The 19,895-nt window shown below is 62.1% G+C and carries 20 protein-coding genes and 1 pseudogene; 14 read left to right on the top strand and 7 right to left on the bottom strand.

Features of this window, described 5'->3' with window-relative positions; genetic code table 11:
• Window positions 1-177 precede the first annotated feature (177 nt).
• The gene (locus tag KUIN1_RS03510) at window positions 178-1,455 is read right to left on the bottom strand and encodes an acetyl-CoA C-acetyltransferase (protein WP_152091830.1); all 1,278 of its coding nucleotides are present in this window, start codon (window positions 1,453-1,455) and stop codon (window positions 178-180) included.
• 108 nt (window positions 1,456-1,563) lie between these two features.
• Between KUIN1_RS03510 and KUIN1_RS03505 the strand changes: the two genes are divergently transcribed.
• The 6 genes from KUIN1_RS03505 to KUIN1_RS03480 all read left to right on the top strand — a co-directional run bounded on the left by KUIN1_RS03505 (window position 1,564) and on the right by KUIN1_RS03480 (window position 6,223).
• A complete protein-coding gene (locus tag KUIN1_RS03505) occupies window positions 1,564-2,919 on the top strand; it encodes a 3-oxoacyl-ACP reductase (protein ID WP_152091829.1) in 1,356 nt (451 codons plus the stop codon).
• Window positions 2,920-2,949: 30 nt separating this feature from the next.
• Complete coding sequence (locus KUIN1_RS03500) at window positions 2,950-3,807, top strand: MaoC family dehydratase (protein WP_032702584.1); 858 nt, start codon at window positions 2,950-2,952, stop codon at window positions 3,805-3,807.
• Window positions 3,808-3,928: 121 nt separating this feature from the next.
• On the top strand, window positions 3,929-4,234 hold the full coding sequence (locus KUIN1_RS03495) for a MazG-like family protein (protein WP_152092428.1): 306 nt from the start codon (window positions 3,929-3,931) through the stop codon (window positions 4,232-4,234).
• On the top strand, window positions 4,231-4,980 hold the full coding sequence (locus tag KUIN1_RS03490) for a methyltransferase domain-containing protein (RefSeq protein ID WP_024638254.1): 750 nt from the start codon (window positions 4,231-4,233) through the stop codon (window positions 4,978-4,980). Before KUIN1_RS03495 ends, KUIN1_RS03490 begins: the two co-directional genes overlap by 4 nt.
• A gap of 19 nt (window positions 4,981-4,999) precedes the next feature.
• Window positions 5,000-5,638 (top strand): DUF4136 domain-containing protein, encoded by a 639-nt coding sequence (locus KUIN1_RS03485; protein ID WP_011266533.1) that lies wholly within the window; start codon window positions 5,000-5,002, stop codon window positions 5,636-5,638.
• Window positions 5,639-5,656: 18 nt separating this feature from the next.
• Window positions 5,657-6,223, top strand: a complete 567-nt coding sequence (locus KUIN1_RS03480) for a DUF4136 domain-containing protein (RefSeq protein WP_152091828.1) — start codon at window positions 5,657-5,659, stop codon at window positions 6,221-6,223.
• A gap of 84 nt (window positions 6,224-6,307) precedes the next feature.
• On the opposite strand, the gene KUIN1_RS03475 is transcribed toward KUIN1_RS03480, so the two are convergent.
• The 3 genes from KUIN1_RS03475 to KUIN1_RS03465 are packed head-to-tail and all read right to left on the bottom strand — an operon-like array spanning window position 6,308 to window position 7,988.
• On the bottom strand, window positions 6,308-6,898 hold the full coding sequence (locus KUIN1_RS03475; protein ID WP_004407958.1) for an LON peptidase substrate-binding domain-containing protein: 591 nt from the start codon (window positions 6,896-6,898) through the stop codon (window positions 6,308-6,310).
• Window positions 6,899-6,912: 14 nt separating this feature from the next.
• Complete coding sequence (locus KUIN1_RS03470) at window positions 6,913-7,629, bottom strand: LrgB family protein (RefSeq protein WP_011266531.1); 717 nt, start codon at window positions 7,627-7,629, stop codon at window positions 6,913-6,915.
• Window positions 7,626-7,988, bottom strand: coding sequence for a CidA/LrgA family protein (locus tag KUIN1_RS03465; RefSeq protein WP_004407954.1), 363 nt, complete (start codon window positions 7,986-7,988; stop codon window positions 7,626-7,628). The genes KUIN1_RS03470 and KUIN1_RS03465 overlap by 4 nt, the downstream gene beginning before the upstream one ends.
• Before the next feature lie 203 nt (window positions 7,989-8,191).
• Between KUIN1_RS03465 and KUIN1_RS03460 the strand changes: the two genes are divergently transcribed.
• The 3 genes and pseudogenes from KUIN1_RS03460 (at window position 8,192) to KUIN1_RS03450 (ending at window position 11,182) form a co-directional block, all read left to right on the top strand.
• A complete protein-coding gene (locus KUIN1_RS03460) occupies window positions 8,192-8,647 on the top strand; it encodes a MaoC family dehydratase (RefSeq protein ID WP_011266530.1) in 456 nt (151 codons plus the stop codon).
• A 140-nt stretch (window positions 8,648-8,787) separates the two neighbouring features.
• A pseudogene (locus KUIN1_RS03455) lies at window positions 8,788-10,515 on the top strand (C13 family peptidase).
• 25 nt (window positions 10,516-10,540) lie between these two features.
• Complete coding sequence (locus tag KUIN1_RS03450) at window positions 10,541-11,182, top strand: NAD(P)H-binding protein (RefSeq protein WP_011266528.1); 642 nt, start codon at window positions 10,541-10,543, stop codon at window positions 11,180-11,182.
• A gap of 275 nt (window positions 11,183-11,457) precedes the next feature.
• Here the strand turns inward: KUIN1_RS03450 and KUIN1_RS03445 are convergent, their stop codons facing one another.
• Genes KUIN1_RS03445 through mpl form a run of 3 tightly spaced genes read right to left on the bottom strand, consistent with a single transcriptional unit; the run spans window position 11,458 to window position 13,710 of the window.
• Window positions 11,458-11,742: a YceK/YidQ family lipoprotein gene (locus KUIN1_RS03445; RefSeq protein ID WP_024638259.1), complete on the bottom strand. Its 285-nt coding sequence runs from the start codon at window positions 11,740-11,742 to the stop codon at window positions 11,458-11,460.
• Window positions 11,735-12,364 carry a flavin prenyltransferase UbiX gene (gene ubiX / locus KUIN1_RS03440; protein WP_003393457.1) on the bottom strand — a complete coding sequence of 210 codons (630 nt, stop codon included), beginning with the start codon at window positions 12,362-12,364 and terminating at the stop codon, window positions 11,735-11,737. Before ubiX ends, KUIN1_RS03445 begins: the two co-directional genes overlap by 8 nt.
• Window positions 12,361-13,710: a UDP-N-acetylmuramate:L-alanyl-gamma-D-glutamyl-meso-diaminopimelate ligase gene (mpl, locus tag KUIN1_RS03435; RefSeq protein WP_116886425.1), complete on the bottom strand. Its 1,350-nt coding sequence runs from the start codon at window positions 13,708-13,710 to the stop codon at window positions 12,361-12,363. The genes ubiX and mpl overlap by 4 nt, the downstream gene beginning before the upstream one ends.
• 225 nt (window positions 13,711-13,935) lie before the next feature.
• Between mpl and exaC the strand changes: the two genes are divergently transcribed.
• The 5 genes from exaC (at window position 13,936) to KUIN1_RS03405 (ending at window position 19,843) form a co-directional block, all read left to right on the top strand.
• Window positions 13,936-15,456 (top strand): acetaldehyde dehydrogenase ExaC, encoded by a 1,521-nt coding sequence (exaC, locus tag KUIN1_RS03425; RefSeq protein WP_058822289.1) that lies wholly within the window; start codon window positions 13,936-13,938, stop codon window positions 15,454-15,456.
• 430 nt (window positions 15,457-15,886) lie between these two features.
• Entirely contained in the window at window positions 15,887-17,281 is a 1,395-nt protein-coding gene (locus KUIN1_RS03420; protein ID WP_152091827.1) for an ethanolamine ammonia-lyase subunit EutB, read from the top strand.
• Complete coding sequence (gene eutC, locus KUIN1_RS03415; protein WP_152091826.1) at window positions 17,278-18,141, top strand: ethanolamine ammonia-lyase subunit EutC; 864 nt, start codon at window positions 17,278-17,280, stop codon at window positions 18,139-18,141. The genes KUIN1_RS03420 and eutC overlap by 4 nt, the downstream gene beginning before the upstream one ends.
• Before the next feature lie 241 nt (window positions 18,142-18,382).
• Window positions 18,383-19,030 carry a DedA family protein gene (locus KUIN1_RS03410; RefSeq protein ID WP_116886426.1) on the top strand — a complete coding sequence of 216 codons (648 nt, stop codon included), beginning with the start codon at window positions 18,383-18,385 and terminating at the stop codon, window positions 19,028-19,030.
• Window positions 19,031-19,033: 3 nt separating this feature from the next.
• Entirely contained in the window at window positions 19,034-19,843 is an 810-nt protein-coding gene (locus tag KUIN1_RS03405) for a zinc-dependent peptidase (protein ID WP_116886427.1), read from the top strand.
• Window positions 19,844-19,895 lie beyond the last annotated feature (52 nt).

Raw genomic sequence — 19,895 nt, 5'->3', positions numbered from 1 at the left:
TCAACGTTACAGGCCAATAATGCTGATTGATCATCCCACGCACGGGTGTGACACGGAGCGCCACGACATGCATCCCCACGCAGGAGCGTGAGGAACGATAGTCGTCAGGTAGACCGCGATAGTGCCCATGCTCTGCGTAAGTCAGTTGTGGATTATGCCCATGACCCCAGCATTTGCCTAACGCTCCAGAATCGCCGTCACGCCTTGGCCGCCTGCGGCACAGATGGAAATCAATCCACGTCCGCTGCCTGCCGCATCCAGCAGCTTGGCCAGATTGGCGACGATGCGGCCTCCGGTCGCCGCAAACGGATGGCCGGCAGCCAGTGAGCCGCCCTTGACGTTCAGTCTGCTGCGATCAATCGACCCCAGCGGCGCGTCCAGCCCCAGACGGGTCTTGCAGTAGTCAGCGTCTTCCCAGGCCTTGAGGGTGCACAGCACCTGCGCGGCGAAGGCTTCATGGATTTCGTAGTAATCGAAGTCCTGAAGGGTCAGGCCATTGCGGGCCAGCAGACGCGGAACAGCGTAGACCGGCGCCATCAGCAGCCCTTCTGCACCGTTGACGAAATCCACCGCTGCGGCCTCGCCGTCGCGCCAGTAGGCCAGCACCGGCAGGCCCCGCTCGCGAGCCCACTCCTCGCTGGCCAGCAACACCACCGACGCGCCATCGGTCAGCGGTGTCGAATTGCCCGCCGACAAGGTGCCCTTGGCGCTGCGCTCGAACGCGGGCTTGAGGCTGGCCAGTTTTTCAAGCGTCAGGTCCGGGCGCAGGTTGTTGTCACGGATCAGCCCCAGATACGGCGTCATCAAATCATCCTGCCAGCCCTCGGCACAGGCCGCGGCCATTTTCAGATGGCTCTCGAGCGCCAGTTGATCCTGCGGCCCGCGCTCTATGCCCCAGGTCTGCGCCATCAGCTCGCAATGCTGGCCCATCGACAAGCGCGTACGCGGCTCGCCGTTACGCGGCAGCTCCGGTTTGAGGTGGTGTGGACGCAACTGCATCAGGGCCTTGAGCTTGTCACCGGGCGTCTTGCTGCGGTTTACCTGCAGCAGGATCTTGCGCAGCCCCTCGTTGACGCCGATCGGCGCATCGGACGTGGTGTCCACGCCGCCGGCAATGCCGCACTCGATCTGCCCCAGAGCGATCTTGTTGGCCACCAGCAACGCCGCTTCCAGCCCCGTACCGCACGCTTGCTGAATGTCGTAGGCCGGGGTCTGTGCCGAGAGCCGCGAGCCGAGCACGCATTCGCGGGTCAGGTTGAAGTCTCTGGAGTGCTTGAGCACCGCGCCCGTCACCACCTCGCCCATGCGCAGCCCATGCAGATTGAAGCGCTCGATCAGCCCTTCCAGAGCAGCCGTGAGCATGTCCTGATTGCTGGCCTTGGCATAAGGGCCATTGGAGCGCGCGAACGGAATGCGGTTACCGCCGACGATGGCGACCCGACGAGGATGCGTCATGGAAAACTCCCTTTCTTCAAGCGAATGAATGAGCCGTGTCGATCGCAAGAACAAACGTCATGCCACCGTGGTCCATTCCTTTGAACCCCGACTTCAGGAGAGTGTTCCATGCCGTCAGATCGCTATATTGATTTCGCCAACTCCGACATGGGTCGGCGCCTGGTGAAGGCCGTCGGTCTGCCCGCCCCCACTCACCTGGAGCGCTGGCAGGCCGGACGTCTGCGCCCCGTCGAAGGGACCTTGCTGATCAGCGCAGGACCGCTGGGCGATCAGGTCCGCCAGTTCGCCAGCCGTCTGACCGACTCGCTGTACAGCTTCGGCAGCGACATGCCCGGCGCCACCACGTGGGTGTCCAACCAGGGTCCGCGCCTTAAGGCAGTGGTTTTCGACGCCAGCCAGATCCTGCGCACCGATCAGCTCAGGCAGTTGCGGGACTTCTTTCAGCCGCTGCTGCGCAATCTCGATCACTGCGCGCATGTGGTCATTCTCGGCAAGGCACCCGAGACACTCACTGATCCGCTGGCGGCCAGCACTCAACAGGCCATCGAAGGCTTCAGCCGCTCGCTGGCCAAGGAAGTGCGCAATGGCGCAACGGTCAAGTTGCTGCAGGTGGATGACGACGCGCAGGATCAACTGGAGGGCGCCCTGCGCTTCTTCCTCACGCCCAAGGCTGCGTTCATCTCCGGCCAGTTCGTCCACCTCAGTGCCTGCCCGAGCAAGGTGCAGGACTGGACCCGCCCGCTGGCCGGGCTCAAGGCAGTAGTGACGGGCGCTGCACGCGGCATAGGCGCGTCAATCGCCGAAACCCTGACCCGTGATGGCGCGCAGGTCATTCTGCTGGATGTACCGCAGACCAAGAACGAGCTGGAAGCACTCGCCTCACGGCTTGGCGGTCAGGCCCTGGCGCTGGATATCTGCGCGGCGGATGCCCCGGCGCAGTTGCTCGAACACCTGCCCGACGGCGTCGACATACTGGTGCACAACGCCGGCATCACGCGCGACAAGACGCTGGTCAACATGCCGGAAGATTTCTGGGACTCGGTACTGGCGGTCAACCTCAATGCGCCACAAGTGCTGACTCAAATACTGCTCGATGCGGGAGCCCTGAAGGATAACGCGCGGATCGTGCTCATGGCCTCGATCAGCGGTATCGCCGGTAACCGCGGGCAAACCAACTACACCACCAGCAAGGCCGGTCTGATCGGTTTTGCACGGGCCATGGCCCCCGGGCTCAAGTCACGCGGCATCAGCATCAACGCCGTCGCGCCGGGCTTCATCGAAACGAAAATGACCGCGCACATGCCGTTCACCCTGCGTGAAGCCGGGCGGCGCATGAGTTCGCTGGGTCAGGGCGGCTCGCCACAGGACGTTGCCGAAGCGGTGGCGTGGTTCAGCCAGCCGGGCAGCGGCGCGGTGAGCGGTCAGGTTCTACGTGTATGTGGTCAAAACGTGATCGGGGCTTAAGCACCCGCATCGAATTCAAGGAGATGGATGATGACGGCTCACTGGCGCTACCTCAATTCCCTGCAGCCCCTGTCCAACCTGTTCATCCAGGCAGCGCTCAGGCGCAAGGTCACCGGGATGCAGCTACCCGATCTGGGCTTGCGCAGCTGGATTGCGGTCGATACCGACAAGCTTGAAGCGTACCGCAAAGTGTGCGGATTCGAAGAGAGCAGCCTGCTGCCTCCGACCTATCCGCACGTGCTGGCATTTCCGCTGCAAATGCAATTGATGACCTCCGAGGACTTTCCGTTTCCTCTGCTGGGGCTGATTCACCTCGCCAATCGCACCCGCACGCATCGCCCACTGGGCGGTGTGAGCCAGTTGTACATCAGCGTTCAGGCTACCGATCTGCGCCCGCATGCCAAGGGGGCGACGTTCACCCTGGTCACCCAGGCCGAAGACGGCATGGGGCTGTTGTGGGAAGAAGAAAGCACCCTGCTGTGCACCGCCGTGCACCTGGAAGACAGCCCGGTGAGCTATCCCGAAGCCGCGCCGCTGCCGCTCAGCGAGCTGCAAGGCTGGCGGGCAACGGCGCAGATAGGCCGTGAGTACGCCAAGGTGTCGGGCGACTACAACCCGATTCACCTCAGCGCCCCCAGCGCCAGGCTGTTCGGTTTTCCACGCGCCATCGCCCACGGCATGTGGCTCAAGGCCCGGGCGCTCGCGGCGCTGGGCGAGCATTTGCCGGCCTCGAATGTCGAGATCAGCGTGCAGTTCCAGAAGCCTGTACGCCTGCCTGCCGACGTGACGCTGTCGGCCAGTGCCGCCGGCTCGCAGGGCCAGTTCCGTGTCGAAGGCCAGGAAGGCATCGTGCATATGGTCGGTAGCTGGCAGCCTGTCAGCGAGTGACGCACAGCCGGATGAACACCTCTGACGGGAGCCCTGCTCCCATCAACGGCTGAACAAACCTCAACGCCCACTTGCCTGGCGACCCGTTCCCCCTGAAGCTATGCGTCTTCAGGAGAGCATGATGAACCTCGACGAGTTGACCCAACGCCTGCACCGCATCCGCGACCAGAATGACTGGAAACAATTTCACAGCCCGAAAAACCTGGCCATGGCTGCCAGTGTGGAGATGGCCGAGCTGGTGGAAATATTCCAGTGGCTGCGCGAAGACCAGTCCCGCGAGCTGCCTGCCGCCCAGTTGGAGCACGCCGGCCAGGAAATCGGCGACATCGTCCTCTACCTGTTGCTGCTGTGCAGCGAACTGGGCCTGGACATGGACACGGTGGTGCGTAACAAGCTGGCTGACAGCGAGCGGAGATTTGCCAAGTGAGTGATCGGCATTTCGACCAGCTGGCGACCCGCTTTGCGGAAAAGATCTATGGCGGTGCCAAGGGTGCCATTCGTCTGGCAGTACTGCAGGCCGACCTGACCGAGACCCTGCCGGCGCGACCGCTTCGTGTACTGGATATCGGCGCCGGGCTGGGCCACATGTCGTTATGGCTGGCCGAACAGGGTCATCAGGTGACCCTCGCCGAACCCGCCGAGCCGATGCTCGAAGGCGCACGTCAGCGCTTCGCCGATGCCGGACAGACGGCAACCTTCATTCAGGCCCCGTGGCAGGCGCTGCCCGAGTTACTGAGCGACACTTATGATCTGGTGCTGTGCCACGCCGTGCTGGAATGGCTGGCCGAGCCGCACAGCATCCTCCCGGTGCTGCGCCGGCTGACCAAGGACGATGGCTGGCTGTCGCTGGCGTTTTACAACCGCGATGCCTTGGTCTATCGCAACCTGCTGAAGGGCCATTTCCGCAAGATGCGCAAAAATGACATGGCCGGAGAAAAACAGAGCCTCACGCCCCAGCAACCGCTCGACCCCCGGGAACTGGCGGCGCAACTTGAAGGCCTGTGGCAAGTCGAAACGCGTAGCGGGGTGCGGGTATTTCACGATTACATGCCGGTTGAATTCCAGGCTCGGGCCGAGCTGACGGATCTGCTGGAAATGGAACTGGCGCATCGGCGTCATCCAGCCTTTGCCGGGCTGGGTCGATACCTTCACTGGATGTGCCGTCCGGTCTGACATCACTGCGGAGCCCACCATGAAACACCGTTCTGCCTTGTTTGCCGTGCTGCTGGGAACCGCTCTGCTCGGGATCAGCGCCTGCCAGAGCGACAACCCGTATGTCGCCAGTTCTCTGCCCATGCCTCCCGCCCCCGCGCAGGCGGCAAGAACGCTGGACATGAGCGCCTACCCTGCGCCGCCGCGTGACTATGGGCGTTATCGGTCCTGGGGCTGGCTCAATGGTCAGCTGCCGCCCGGTACCGCATGGGTGGATTCGGCGCAGGTGGTCGAAGCCGTGAGCAACGGCCTGGACCAGCGTGGCTTGCGACCGGCTCGCGGCAATCAGCCGGCCGACCTGTACGTCGCTGCCACGACCCGGCAGGAAACGCGGCTGCGCCAGGTGCGTGAAGATTACGATCCCTACTACGGGGGCGGCATGGGCTATGGCCGCTACGATGGCTACCGGCCCGGTTATGGCGGCTACGCCAGTGTGCCGGTGGTGCGCACCTATCAGGAAAAGGTCATGGTGGTGCAGATCAACCTGATTGACGCGCGCAGTGGCCAGCCGGTATGGAGCGCCAGTGCCGATGCGCGCGCCAGCAACAATCTGGCCGACCGCAGCAGTGCATTGCGGCAGGCCGTGCAACAGGCTCTGGCGGCCTACCCGCCTTCGTAACCCTTTCGGAGAACTGCCATGTTTCGCCGTATCGTTCTGCTGACCTGTGCCATGTTGCTGACGGCCTGTCAGAGCAACTCGATCAATCGCGACTTCGATGCCCGGCGGGATTTCGGCGGCTATCGCAGCTGGAGCTGGAAGGAGCCCGCCGTTCAGTATCAGCCCGACAATGATCCACGGCTCAAGAGCGACCTGACCGAGCAGCGCCTTCGCCAGTCGATCGGCGAGCAACTGGACCAGCGTGGATTACGCATGGCCGCAGCCGGCGCCCGGGCTGATTTGAAAGTGCAGGCTTGGCTGATCGTCGAAAACCGTCAGCAGACGGTCAGCACCAACTATGGCGGGGGCTGGAGCCCCTGGGGCGGTTATGGCTACTGGAACGGGCCGATGAACACCGAAACCCGCAGCGTCGACTACAAGGTCGGCACCGTGCAGATCGATATGTTCGACGGCAAGGACGGCAAGCTGGTCTGGCGTGGCAGCACCGAGCGCATCCTCAATGACAACGCCGGCAGCCCGTCCGAACGCGATCAGGCCATGCGCACCACGGTGGCGAAAATTCTGGAGCAGTATCCACCGAGCTAACCGCGACAGACGTGCCGATGCTCTGCGTCGGCATGGCGTTCCAGACGCTCTGCTACCCTGCGCAATGAACAGCGCGATCCGGGCTCAGGCCTGCAGATCGCCCTGCATTTCATCGAGCAATTCCTGAATCGCGTCGAGACGCTCTTCGGGGTCGTCGATTTCCAGCAGTTCCACTTTGTCTTTTTCGGTGAACGGCAGCAGATAGGCAAGCTGGTTGGACAAGGCGTATTGCCCACCGGCAGACACACCCATGTTCAAGGAAGCCACCATTGGATGCTCGGCCAGCGCTTCGAGCAGGGCCACAAGGTCGGCGTCTTCCTCCTGCAGCGGGCGCTCCACGGGCTCTTCAAGCCACTCGACCTCGGCCACCAGCAGTTGATCGCGCTGAACCTCAGTGGCGACAACCCGGAAGCGACGCCCCCCGACCACACGAATGCCCAGCAAGCCGTTCTCCTGCTGCTGAAAATCCATGACCAGCGCTTCGCAGCCGATCAACGAATGGCCGTCCGGCGCGGAGCCAACTTCACTTCCCTCGGTGATACACACCACACCGAACCCTTCCCCCTGCTTCATGCAGCGGCCGATCATGTCCAGGTAACGGGCTTCAAACAGCTGCAGATCAAGCACGCACCCTGGAAACAGCACAGCATTCAGCGGAAACAATGGCAGCGTCATAGAAAAGCCTCCTTTTAAATGGCCAGCGACATTGCCAGCGGCAGGAACAACGCCGTCGCAACGCCCATCAGACTCATTGCCAACGCAGCAAAAGCCCCCGTTTCTTCCCCCTCCTGCAATGCCACGGATGTGCCTACCGCATGCGCGGTAAGCCCCAGCGCCATGCCTCGGGCAGCAGGATTGTCCACCCCGATCAGTGACAGCAGACCGGGGCCGAAAATGGCACCGAATACGCCAGTAATCAACACAAAAACAGCCGCCAGGGCGGCAACCCCGCCGATCTGCTCGGCGACCAGCATGGCGATGGGCGATGTCACTGATTTGGGCGCCATGGTCATCAGAATCATGTGGTCGGCACCGAACAGCACCCCGAACCCCACGCACAAACCGGTGGCAAACACCCCGCCGATTACCAGCGTAGTCAAGACCGGCCAGAACAACTGGCGGATCCGTCGCATATTCAAATAGAGCGGGACCGCCAGCGCAACGGTTGCAGGCCCCAGCAGCGTGCCCAGAATCTCGGTGCTTTTGCGGTACTCGGTGTATTCAAGGTCGCAGAACAGCACGATCCCGATCACCACCACCATCGAGACCAGCACAGGCTGCAGAAACAGCCAGCGGGTTCTTTCATAGGCGGCCATCGCCAATTGGTAGGCACTCAGGGTGATCGCGATGCCGAAAAGCGGGTGATGAATCACCGACAGCCATGCACCGTGCCAGTCAAGACTCATGGCAACTCCCGGCGCTGGGCCTGACGCTTGATCAATGACTGCATCAGCCAGCCGACAAAGACCACGGAAATCATCAGCGACAGGGTCAGGGTGCCAAAGATCGCCCAGAAGTCTTCGGCAATGGCCGACGCGTACACCATCACCCCGACCGCAGGCGGCACCAGCAGCAACGGCAGATAGCGCAGCAGACTGCTGGCCGCCATGCTGATCGGCTCGCTGACTTCACCGCGCCACATCAAATACGCCATAAGCAGCACAAGGCCGATGATCGGCCCTGGCAAAATCGACAGAAACAGGTGGTTGAGCGCGGTCCCCAGCAGTTGGAACAGCACCAGCCATGTCAAACCCCTTAACAGCATGAAGACTCCAGCAGATAAACGAACCCGGCGAACGATCGGCGTCATTATAAACACGCTGCGCCAGAGGTCATGAGTGGGTATTCGCATTGCTGCAGTTGCTTGACCGGCCAGCTCCCCTCTGCTGATCTGGTGATTCGCCTGCACGCATTGGCTGCTGCGGGCAGTGGCCGTTCAGTACACCCTCATCAGACAAGGAGAGCAGTATGCCTTCTGTACCCGTCACAGAACTCAGGCAGTACATCGGCAAGGACGCAGGCTATTCAGACTGGCTGACTATCGACCAGCAGCGTATCAACCTGTTCGCCGACGCCACAGGGGATTTCCAGTTCATCCATGTCGACCCGGTCAAAGCGGCGCAGACGCCGTTCGGCGCGACCATCGCACATGGCTTCCTGTCGTTGTCGCTGATTCCCAAGCTCATGGAGGGCATCATGGTACTGCCCGAAGGCTTGAAGATGGCGGTCAATTACGGGATGGACAGTGTGCGCTTCGTTCAACCGGTGACGGTCAACTCGCGGGTGCGTCTCAAGGTCCAGCTGACCGACGTGAGCGAGAAAAAACCCGGCCAGTGGTTGCTCAAGGCAACGGCCACGCTGGAGATCGAAGGTCAGGAAAAACCCGCTTTTGTGGCCGAACCTTTAACGTTGTGTTTCGTATAAAGCGTTTAAAACATGAAACAGTCGTAACAGACTGTTTCATCCCGTTGACTCGCTGCGGCATACTCCCCTGCGGTCGTGCCCCCTAACATCTGCTCAAGCGGAGCCGGGCTCGCCCCTGAATCATTCTTCCGGGATCTCACATGCGCGCGCTCGCTCCATTGGCTTTGACACTCTTGATCGCAGGCTGCGGTGATGGCGAATCAATTTTGCCACCCGACGGTCGCCTGCCCGACGGCGGACGCTACCGGGGCGATCTGGTCAACGGCGTCCTGCAGGGCCAGGGCCGCATCGATTACCCCAACGGCAGCTGGTTCGCAGGTCAGTTCGAAAACGGCCTGCGGCAGGGTCAGGGCGAATGGCACGCCAGCAATGGCGACGTCTACAAGGGCGGCTTCGAGCAAGGTCTGTTCAATGGCCAGGGCCGACTGACCACCCGCGCTGGCGCGAGTTATGTCGGCAGCTTCAAACTTGGCATGCGGGACGGTGAAGGCACCCAGAAAGACAAGGGCGTGCTTTATCGTGGCCAGTTCAAGGCCGGTGTATACGACGGCCCCGGTCGCCTGGAACTGGAAGACGGCAGCCAGCATCAAGGCATGTTCGCCAATGGCAAGGCCAACGGCGAGGGGTCGCGGAGTGACGCCAGTGGCAACCAGTACAGTGGCAACTTCATCGACGGTCAATTGCAGGGCACCGGCAGCTTCACCAGTGCTGAAGGCGATCAATACGTCGGCAATTTCCGCAACGGCCAGCTGGACGGCAAGGGGCGCTATGAAAACAGCGACGGTGACGTCTGGAGCGGTGAGTTCAAGGAAGGCGCGCTGACCGGCAAAGGCGAGTTGATCGGCTCTGACGGCAGCCGCTACCAGGGTGATTTCGACAACTGGCGCTTCATGGGTCAGGGCCAGTTGCTGTTGGCCGATGGCAGCCGCTACATCGGCCAGTTCGCCGATGACACCTACCAGGGCGATGGCGTGCTGATTTCTCCGGATGGCAAGGAGCAGCGCGGCATCTGGGCCAACGGCGAGCGAATCCGTGATGCCAAAGGCAAATTGCTCCCGGACCCACTCGAAGCCGGGCTGCTGGTCCAGGGTTCGCTGCTGGACAAGGCACTGGCAGCAGTGCCGGCGTCGACACCGGCCACCGAGCTGTACACGCTGGTCATAGGTGGCGACGGCAAGCAGAGCGTGTTCATGCGCGAAGCGGACTACGTGAGCAATCTGCTCAAGTCGCGCTTCGGTGCCGTCGGGCAAGTCAGCCTGGTCAATCATCGCGATCACATGGATGACCGGCCGATGGCGACGCGTGAAACCATCACCCGCGCAGTGCAGACACTCGCCCAGCGCACCGGCCCGGAAGACCTGGTGTTCATTTATCTGACCAGCCACGGCACTCAGGATCATGAACTGGTGCTCGACCAGCCGCGCCTGTCGCTGGCAGACCTGCCCGCCGACGCATTGGCCGCGGCCCTCGCGCCACTGAAGAATCGTGACAAGGTTGTGGTGATTTCAGCCTGTTATTCCGGCGGCTTCATTCCCGACCTGAAAGATGAACGCACGCTGATCATGACCGCCTAGCGCGCCGACCGCGTCTCGTTCGGCTGCTCGGAAGAGGCCGACTTCACTTATTTTGGCGATGCACTATTTGCCAGGGCATTGGTCGAAACCGATGACCTGCAACACGCTTTCAACGAAGCGAAGGCCTATGTTGCGCAACGTGAGACCGAAGACAACTTCGAGGCCTCCGAACCGCAGATATGGGCACCCAAAGGAGTCCTGGCGCGCTGGCAGCAGTTGCGCAAGAGCCAGGCCGAACGCGCGTTGAGCACGGCGTTGAACCGCACGGAAGCGAAGACTTCGACTAGCCGCTAGGCTTAGCAGTATCAAGGAGAACGATATGTACCTGACGCCGCAACACATCCTGCTCGCAGGAGCCACGGGCCTTACAGGCGAGCATTTGCTGGACCGGCTGCTCAGCGAGCCGACCGTCACCCGCGTGCTGGCACCGACGCGCAAGCCGCTGGCCGAACACTCGCACCTGGAAAATCCGGTCGGCGAGCTGGCGACGCTGCTGCCAACGCTGTCTGGCCGGGTGGACATCGCATTCTGCTGCCTGGGCACCACGATCAAACAGGCGGGCTCGCAGGACGCCTTCAAGGCGGTCGATCTGGACATGGTCACAGCGTTCGCCAGCCGCGCCCGCGAGCTCGGCGCTCGCCATTTGCTGGTGATCAGCGCAGTCGGCGCAGATCCGCAGTCCAGCACCTTCTACAACCGCGTCAAAGGCGAAATGGAACAGGCGCTTCGTGCCCAGGGCTGGCCGCAACTGACCATCGCCCGCCCTTCCCTGCTGGTGGGCAGCCGTCCTGAAACCCGTTGGGTCGAGCAACTGGCGGCACCTATCGCCAAACTGATCCCCGGCAAATACGGCGCCATCGAAGCCTGCCACCTGGCCCGCGCCCTGTGGCGGCTGGCGCTGGAAGAGCAGAACGGCGAACGGATCGTCGAATCGGATGAGCTGCGCAAGCTGGGCAAGTAGGTTCGCCGAGGCTCAGCGATGATCGTCCCCACGCTCCGCGCTCATCTTTAAACACAAGTCCGATTTTGATTCTGGCCGGAGGCCGTAGGAGCGAACCGGGCGACGCTTCGCTTGTTCGCGAATGCGATGTTTCAGACGGTACATTTTCGGCGATCATACCGCCCCTTTCGCGAACAAGCGATGCGTCGCCCGGCTTGCTCCTACGGCCTGCGGCCAGAATCAAAAGCAGATTTGTATATAACGATCAGCTCCGCATGGGAATGATCTGCGTCACATTAAAGCCCGCCCGTAGCCTGAACCCCCAGTCCCGCGGCCGTCAGCAATGACAGTGGCAGCAGCAGGGTGTCGAGCAGCGCACTGCCCGGCAGGTCAAGGCCAGGGTAGCTGGGAGCTTGTGCACCGAATCGGTCGGCGGCACAGCAACCACCCTGCAGCGCATACATATTCAAGCGCGTACCGGCATACACCACCGGCGCGCCCGGTTTGGCCGCATTGAGCGTGCGTGCCGTTGCGCAGCCGGTCAGCGCCAGCGCAAGCGCGACCAGCAGCAGCTTATTCATCGCTGCCAATATGGTGTTCGCCCCAGCGCGGCAGCATGTCCTGAGGGATATTCAGCAGATTGAGGATCCGCGCAACGACAAAGTCCACCAGGTCGTCGATGGTCTGCGGCTGGTGATAAAAGCCGGGAGACGCCGGCAAAATCACTGCACCCATGTTCGACAGCTTGAGCATGTGTTCCAGATGAATGCTGGAATACGGCGCTTCGCGCGGCACCAGAATCAACTGGCGTCGCTCCTTCAGCGTCACGTCAGCGGCGCGCTCGATCAGGTTGTTGCAGGCCCCGGTGGCGATCGCCGACAGCGAACCGGTGGAACACGGCACCACCACCATCGCGCTCGGCGCACCCGAGCCGGAGGCCACTGGCGACATCCAGTCATCGCGCCCATAGACACGAATCTGCCCGGCAGACGCACCGGTGTACTCCGTCAGAAACGCCTGCATCATCATCGCCTTGGGCGGCAGGCGTACGTCGGTCTCGGTGGCCATCACCAGTTGCGCCGCCTTGGAGATCAGGAAATGTACCTCCCGGTCCTCACGCACCAGACAATCCAGCAGGCGCAGGCCATATGGCGCGCCGGAAGCGCCGGTCATGGCAACCGTAACGCGCTCCGGGCCGCTCATTTAAGCGCCTCCGCCAGCTTGCCATGCAGGCCGCCAAAGCCGCCGTTGCTCATGATCACGATGTGCGTACCGGGCTGCGCCTGGCTTTTGACCTGGGCGATGATTGCCTCAAGGGAATCACAGACCAACGCAGGCACAGTGCCTCCCGCGACTGTTGCCGCCAGATCCCAGCCCAGATTGGGGGGCGCATACCAGACCACCTGATCCGCCTGACCCACGCTTTCCCGCAGGCCGTCGCGATGCGCGCCAAGCTTCATCGAGTTGGAGCGCGGCTCGACGACCGCAATGATCGACGCATCACCGACCTTCTTGCGCAGGCCGTCCAGTGTGGTGGCGATAGCCGTGGGGTGATGGGCGAAGTCATCATAAATAGTGATGCCGCGCACGTCGGCGACCTTTTCCATGCGCCGCTTGACGCTCTTGAACGCACTGAGCGCCTGCACCCCCAGCAACGGCACGACGCCCACATGGCGAGCGGCTGCCAGTGTCGCCAGGGCGTTGGCCACGTTGTGCTGACCGGTCATGTCCCAGTCGACGGCGCCCTGAAGTTCGCCTTCGAACAGCACTTCAAAGCGCGAGCCGTCTTCGCTCAACAGCCGTGCCTGCCACTGACCGTTCTGGCCCGTGGTCTGTACCGGCGTCCAGCAGCCCATCTCGATGACCCGCGACAACGCCGGCTCGGTCGTCGGATGGATCACCAGGCCTTCGCTCGGAATGGTACGCACCAGATGGTGAAACTGACGTTCGATGGCCGGCAGGTCGGGGAAGATGTCGGCATGATCGAACTCAAGATTGTTGAGAATCGCTGTCCGCGGACGGTAGTGGACGAACTTGGAGCGTTTGTCGAAGAACGCGCTGTCGTATTCATCGGCCTCGACCACAAAGAACGGGGTCTCGCCCAGACGTGCCGACACGGCGAAGTTCTGCGGGATGCCACCGATCAGGAAGCCGGGGCTCATGCCCGCGTGTTCCAGCACCCAGGCCAGCATGCTGCTGGTGGTGGTCTTGCCGTGCGTGCCGGCCACGGCCAGTACCCAGCGGCCTTGCAGCACATGGTCCGCCAGCCACTGCGGGCCAGACACATACGGCAAACCTGTGTTGAGCACATATTCAACCGCCGGGTTGCCACGCGACAGCGCGTTGCCGACCACTACCAGGTCCGGCGCGGGGATCAGTTGCACGGGATCATAGCCTTGGGTCAGCTCGATGCCCTGCGCCTGCAACTGGGTGCTCATCGGTGGATAGACGTTGGCGTCGGAGCCCGTGACCCGGTGCCCCAACGCTTTGGCGAGCACCGCCAGAGACCCCATGAACGTGCCGCAGATACCAAGGATATGAATATGCATGACCAACCTCTCAGAACATCTGCGCAGGTTAACGTAGGGACGGTGAAATGGCACCCTGAGTTTGTCCGTCGTCTTGCGCGTACGCCCCATTTCAATGCCCGGCAGATAAGCCTAAAGTCCTAGCCACGGCCGAATGCAAATGGCCTATTCTTGAACGCTCGTTGCCAGATACCCGAAAGCAGAATCGACACAGACTCCCTCACAACAAGAACCAGGAGACATACCATGCGTTACGCTCATCCCGGTACCGAAGGCGCCATCGTCAACTTCAAGGAACGCTACGGTAACTACATCGGTGGCGAGTTCGTCGCGCCGGTCAAAGGCCAGTACTTCACCAACACCTCGCCGGTCACCGGCAAGGCCATCGCAGAATTTCCGCGCTCCACCGCCGAAGACATCGACAAGGCACTCGACGCTGCGCACGCCGCCGCTGCAGCCTGGGGCTCGACCTCGGTACAGGCCCGCTCGCTGGTCCTGCTGAAGATTGCCGATCGCATCGAAGCCAATCTGGAAGTCCTGGCCATCACCGAAACCTGGGACAACGGCAAAGCGATCCGCGAAACCCTCAACGCCGATATCCCGCTGGCCGCCGACCATTTCCGCTACTTCGCCGGCGTGCTGCGCGCGCAGGAAGGCAGCGCCGCCGAAATCGACGGCAATACCGTGGCCTATCACATTCATGAGCCGCTGGGCGTGGTCGGGCAGATCATCCCGTGGAACTTCCCGCTCCTGATGGCGGCCTGGAAACTCGCCCCTGCGCTGGCGGCCGGTAATTGCATCGTGCTCAAACCTGCCGAGCAGACGCCGCTGGGCATCAGCGTGCTGATCGAACTGATCGGCGACCTGCTGCCTCCCGGCGTGCTGAACATCGTGCAGGGTTATGGCCGCGAGGCGGGTGAAGCGCTGGCCAGCAGCAAACGTATCGCCAAGATTGCCTTCACCGGCTCGACACCGGTCGGCTCGCACATCATGAAACTGGCGGCGGACAACATCATCCCGTCCACCGTGGAACTGGGCGGCAAGTCACCGAACATCTTCTTCGAAGACATCATGAGCGCCGAGCCGGAGTTCATCGACAAGGCCGCTGAAGGCCTGGTCATGGCGTTCTTCAATCAGGGCGAAGTCTGCACCTGCCCGTCCCGCGCGCTGGTGCAGGAGTCGATCTATCCACAGTTCATGGAAGCGGTGCTGCGCAAGGTCGAGAAGATCAAACGCGGCGACCCGCTGGACACAGACACCATGGTCGGCGCCCAGGCATCCGAGCAACAATTCGACAAGATTCTTTCGTACCTGGACATCGCCAAGGGCGAAGGCGCCGAACTGTTGACCGGCGGTAAAGTGGAGAAGCTGGAGGGCAGCCTGTCCACCGGCTACTACATCCAGCCGACGCTGCTCAAAGGCAATAACAAAATGCGCGTGTTCCAGGAAGAGATCTTCGGCCCGGTGGTCAGCGTCACGACCTTCAAGGACGAAGCCGAAGCCGTGGCCATCGCCAACGATACCGAGTTCGGCCTGGGCGCAGGCCTGTGGACCCGCGACATCAACCGCGCCTACCGCGTGGGCCGGGCGATCAAGGCCGGACGCGTGTGGACCAACTGCTACCACCTGTACCCGGCACACGCCGCGTTCGGTGGCTACAAGAAATCCGGCGTCGGCCGCGAAACCCACAAAATCGCGCTTGAGCATTATCAGCAGACCAAAAACCTGCTGGTGAGCTACGACACCAACCCGCTGGGTTTCTTCTAGGTATTCAGGTCCGCTGCTCAGGTTGGAACACGCCCCTGTAGGAGCGGACCGGGCGACGCTTCGCTTGTCCGCGAAGACGGTAGTTCGGACTATACCTTCCTGGAGAATGTACTGGCCCTTTCGCGAACAAGTTCGCTCCCACGGCCTTCGGCCAGAATCAAAAGCGGACTTGTGTATAGCACCGAGCCCTATTGCGCGGTAACAAAAAACACATCACGCACCAACCCTGTGCATCACGCCCCGGCTTAACGCTGCGGCGTGATGTATCCTGCCCTGGACTAATCCGTTTACGCCTGCAAACTCGCACTCCCGGTCGGGATGGAGTATTAATTGCTTACGTTGCTTCCCATAGTCGTTTGAACCGGGACGTCACTGGTTCGACCGAAAGACCACGTCCGACGCGAACAGCGCGACGTCATGGAGAATCTGTATGGCGAGCTTTTCCCATTCTGTCGGTGCGCAGACGTACCGCTTCGACAGCCTCAAAGAAGTCATGGCCAAGGCCAGTCCTGCGCGCTCCGGTGATTACCTGGCCGAAGTCGCTGCGCAGAACGACGGCGAACGGGTCGCCGCGCAAACGGCGCTGGCGAATATTCCGCTCAAGCACTTTCTTGAAGAAGCCCTGATTCCCTATGAACAGGACGAAGTCACCCGGCTGATCATTGATACCCACGACAAACTGGCGTTCGCTCCGGTCAGTCATCTGACAGTCGGCGGCTTTCGCGACTGGCTGCTCAGCGACAAGGCTGACGAAACCAGTCTGCGCGCACTGGGCCCCGGCCTGACCCCGGAAATGGCTGCCGCCGTTTCAAAGATCATGCGCGTGCAGGATCTGGTGCTGGTGGCGCAGAAAATCCGGGTGGTGACGCGCTTCCGTAACACCATGGGCCTGCGCGGCCGGCTGTCGACACGCCTGCAACCCAATCACCCCACCGACGACCCATCCGGCATTGCCGCCAGCGTGCTCGACGGCCTGCTGTACGGCAACGGCGATGCCATGATCGGCATCAACCCGGCCACCGACAGCACCTCGTCCATCGTCGCCCTGCTGGAAATGCTCGACGCCATTGTTCAGCGCTATGAAATACCGACCCAGTCCTGCGTACTGACCCACGTCACCACCTCCATTGAAGTGATCAACCGTGGCGTGCCGGTCGACCTGGTGTTTCAGTCGATCACCGGCACTGAAGCCGCCAACGCCAGCTTCGGCATCAGCCTCAAGCTGTTGCAGGAAGGCTATGAAGCGGGCCTGAGCCTGAACCGCGGCACCCTCGGGCAGAACCTGATGTATTTCGAGACCGGGCAAGGCAGCGCGCTGTCGGCCAACGCCCACCATGGCGTCGACCAGCAGACCTGCGAGACCCGCGCCTACGCCGTCGCCCGGCATTTCAACCCGTTTCTGGTCAACACCGTGGTCGGTTTCATCGGCCCCGAGTACCTGTACAACGGCAAACAGATCATCCGCGCCGGTCTGGAGGATCACTTCTGCGGCAAGCTGCTCGGCGTGCCGATGGGCTGTGACATCTGCTACACCAACCACGCAGAGGCCGATCAGGACGATATGGACACCCTGCTGACCCTGCTGGGCGTCGCGGGGATCAACTTCATCATGGGCATCCCCGGTTCCGACGACATCATGCTCAACTACCAGACCACCTCGTTCCACGACGCGCTGTACGCCAGACAAAGCCTGGGCCTGCGTCCTGCGCCGGAATACGAAGCCTGGCTGGAAAAAATGGGCATCTTCACCCAGGCCGACGGCCGTGTGCGCTTCGGCGACAGCCTGCCGCCGGCCTTCCGTCAGGCGCTGGCGCATCTAGCATGAGTGACGAGCCGATGAACGAACTACAAGACAGCGCCGTCCCCGCCAATCCATGGCTGGAACTGCGCCGCCTGCCCCCTGCGCGCATCGCGCTGGGGCGTACCGGTACCAGCCTGCCGACCTCTGCGCAGCTGGACTTTCAAGCCGCCCATGCGCAGGCACGCGATGCAGTGCATCTGGCCTTCGACCATGCCGCGATCAGCGCACAACTGACCGAAAAAGGCCGTGAAACCCTGTTGCTGCACAGCGCCGCCGCCGACCGGGACAGCTACCTGCAGCGCCCGGACCTGGGCCGTCGCCTGAATGACGAATCAGCGCAGACGTTGCGCGACTACGCCGCGGCTCATCCGGGCGGTCTCGATCTGGCAATAGTCGTCGCCGACGGTCTGTCCGCCCTGGCGGTGCATCGGCATGCGGTGCCTTTCCTCATTCGCCTGGAAGAACAGGCCAGCGCCGAGGGCTGGTCGCTGTCGCCAGTGATCATGGTCGAGCAGGGCCGCGTCGCCGTGGCCGATGAGGTCGGTGAACTGCTCGGTGCGAAGATGGTGGTCATTCTGATCGGCGAGCGCCCCGGTCTCAGCTCCCCCGACAGTCTGGGCCTGTACTTCACCTATGCGCCGAAGGTCGGGCTGAACGATGCGCACCGCAACTGTATTTCCAATGTTCGCCTGGAAGGCTTGAGCTACGGCATGGCCGCTCATCGGCTGCTGTACCTGATGCGCGAGGCCTGCAGGCGGCAGATTTCCGGGGTCAACCTGAAAGACGAGGCTGAACTGCAGACTCTGGAATCAGACGGCGCTGGCGATCATTCAGACAAACCCATCGGCAACTTCCTGCTCGACGGCCCTGCCGCGCCACACTAGGCACCACACTGGCTTATGCCGTTCACAGCCGCCGGGCAGATTCGCCTAACCCTCCCGGCTTGCGGCATAAGCCCGGATGAATATTGCGGCCCGCTCTTCCCTCCCCAAGACTGTACTGCGCCCTCCCATTCAACCCCGCCGTTTATTCCAAAACCCCTTCTGCGCATTCTGCTTCTATAATGCCGCGCAGTCGTTTCTTCCGCATGCGACCCCGGACAGGGTTCTCGCCTCAGGTGCCTTAATGGAATTCAACCCGCTCGACCTTATTCTGCATCTCGACGTTTACCTTGACCTGTTGGTGACCAACTACGGTACATGGGTCTATGCGATTCTGTTTCTGGTGATTTTCTGCGAGACCGGACTGGTGATCATGCCCTTCCTGCCGGGCGACTCGCTGCTGTTCATCGCTGGCGCCGTGGCTGCTGGCGGCGGCATGGACCCGGTCCTGCTGGCCGGGTTGCTGATGCTCGCAGCGATTCTGGGCGACAGCACCAACTACGTGATTGGCCGCACGGTCGGCGAAAAACTGTTCAGCAATTCGTCATCGCGAATCTTCCGCCGCGACTACCTGCTGCGCACCCAGAATTTCTACGCACGCCACGGCGGCAAGACCGTCACGCTGGCGCGCTTCCTGCCGATTATCCGCACCTTCGCGCCCTTCGTCGCGGGCGTCGGCAGAATGTCCTATCCACGCTTCGTGGGCTTCAGCGTGCTGGGCTCGGTGCTGTGGGTCGGCAGCCTGGTGACACTGGGCTTCTTCTTCGGCAACGTGCCATTCATCAAGCACAACCTGACCTTTCTGGTACTGGCAATCATCCTGCTGTCGCTGGTGCCGATGGTCATTGGCGTGGTGCGCAGCCGCACCGCGCGTCCGGTCGACGCGCGCTGAATCATGTGGTCATTCAGCCACTGGCGCAGGCAGCGCACGCTGGCCCGACACCCGGTTGCTGAAGAGCTATGGCAGAACGTCTGCGCACGTCTGCCGATCCTCGATGGCCTGGGCAACGGGCAGCACGCGCAACTGCGTGACGCCTGCGTGCTGTTTCTGCATGACAAACACCTCAGCGCGCTGCCGGGCGTTGATCTGGATGACGAACAGCGGCTGTTTCTCGCCGCCCAGGCGCAGCTGCCGCTGCTGAACCTCGGCGAACTGAACTGGTATCAGGGTTTTCATGAAATCGTGTTGTACCCCGACGACTTCGTCAGCCCGCAGCGCCATCGCGATGCCAGCGGCGTCGAACACGAGTGGGATGGTGAGCACAGCGGCGAAGCCTGGCTGCAGGGCCCAGTGATTCTGGCCTGGCCCGGCGTATTGAGCAGCGGCGGCTGGGATGGCTACAACCTGGTGATCCATGAACTGGCGCACAAGCTCGACATGCTCAACGGCGACGCCAATGGCCTGCCGCCGCTGCACAGCGACATGCAGGTAACCGAGTGGGCCCGCGTCATGCAAAGCGCGTTCGATGATCTCAACCGGCAACTGGACCATAACCCCGAGGCCGAACCCGCCATCGACCCATATGCCGCCGAAGACCCGGCCGAGTTCTTCGCCGTGACCAGCGAATACTTCTTCAGCGCGCCCGACCTGCTGCACGGCAGTTACCCGGCCGTCTACGAACAACTGAAAGCGTTCTACCGTCAGGACACCCTGGCGCGGCTCGACCTGCTGCGTCAACAGGACCCGGCTTACCGGGACAGCTGACGGCCTCCAAGGCCATGCGTGGCAACCAAAACAGAATATGCCTATAATCCGG

This window comes from Pseudomonas sp. KUIN-1, assembly GCF_009176725.1.
Lineage (GTDB): Bacteria > Pseudomonadota > Gammaproteobacteria > Pseudomonadales > Pseudomonadaceae > Aquipseudomonas > Aquipseudomonas fragariae.
The sequence above is the reverse complement of the archived record's forward strand: the minus strand, read 5'-3'. Positions and strand labels throughout refer to the sequence as shown.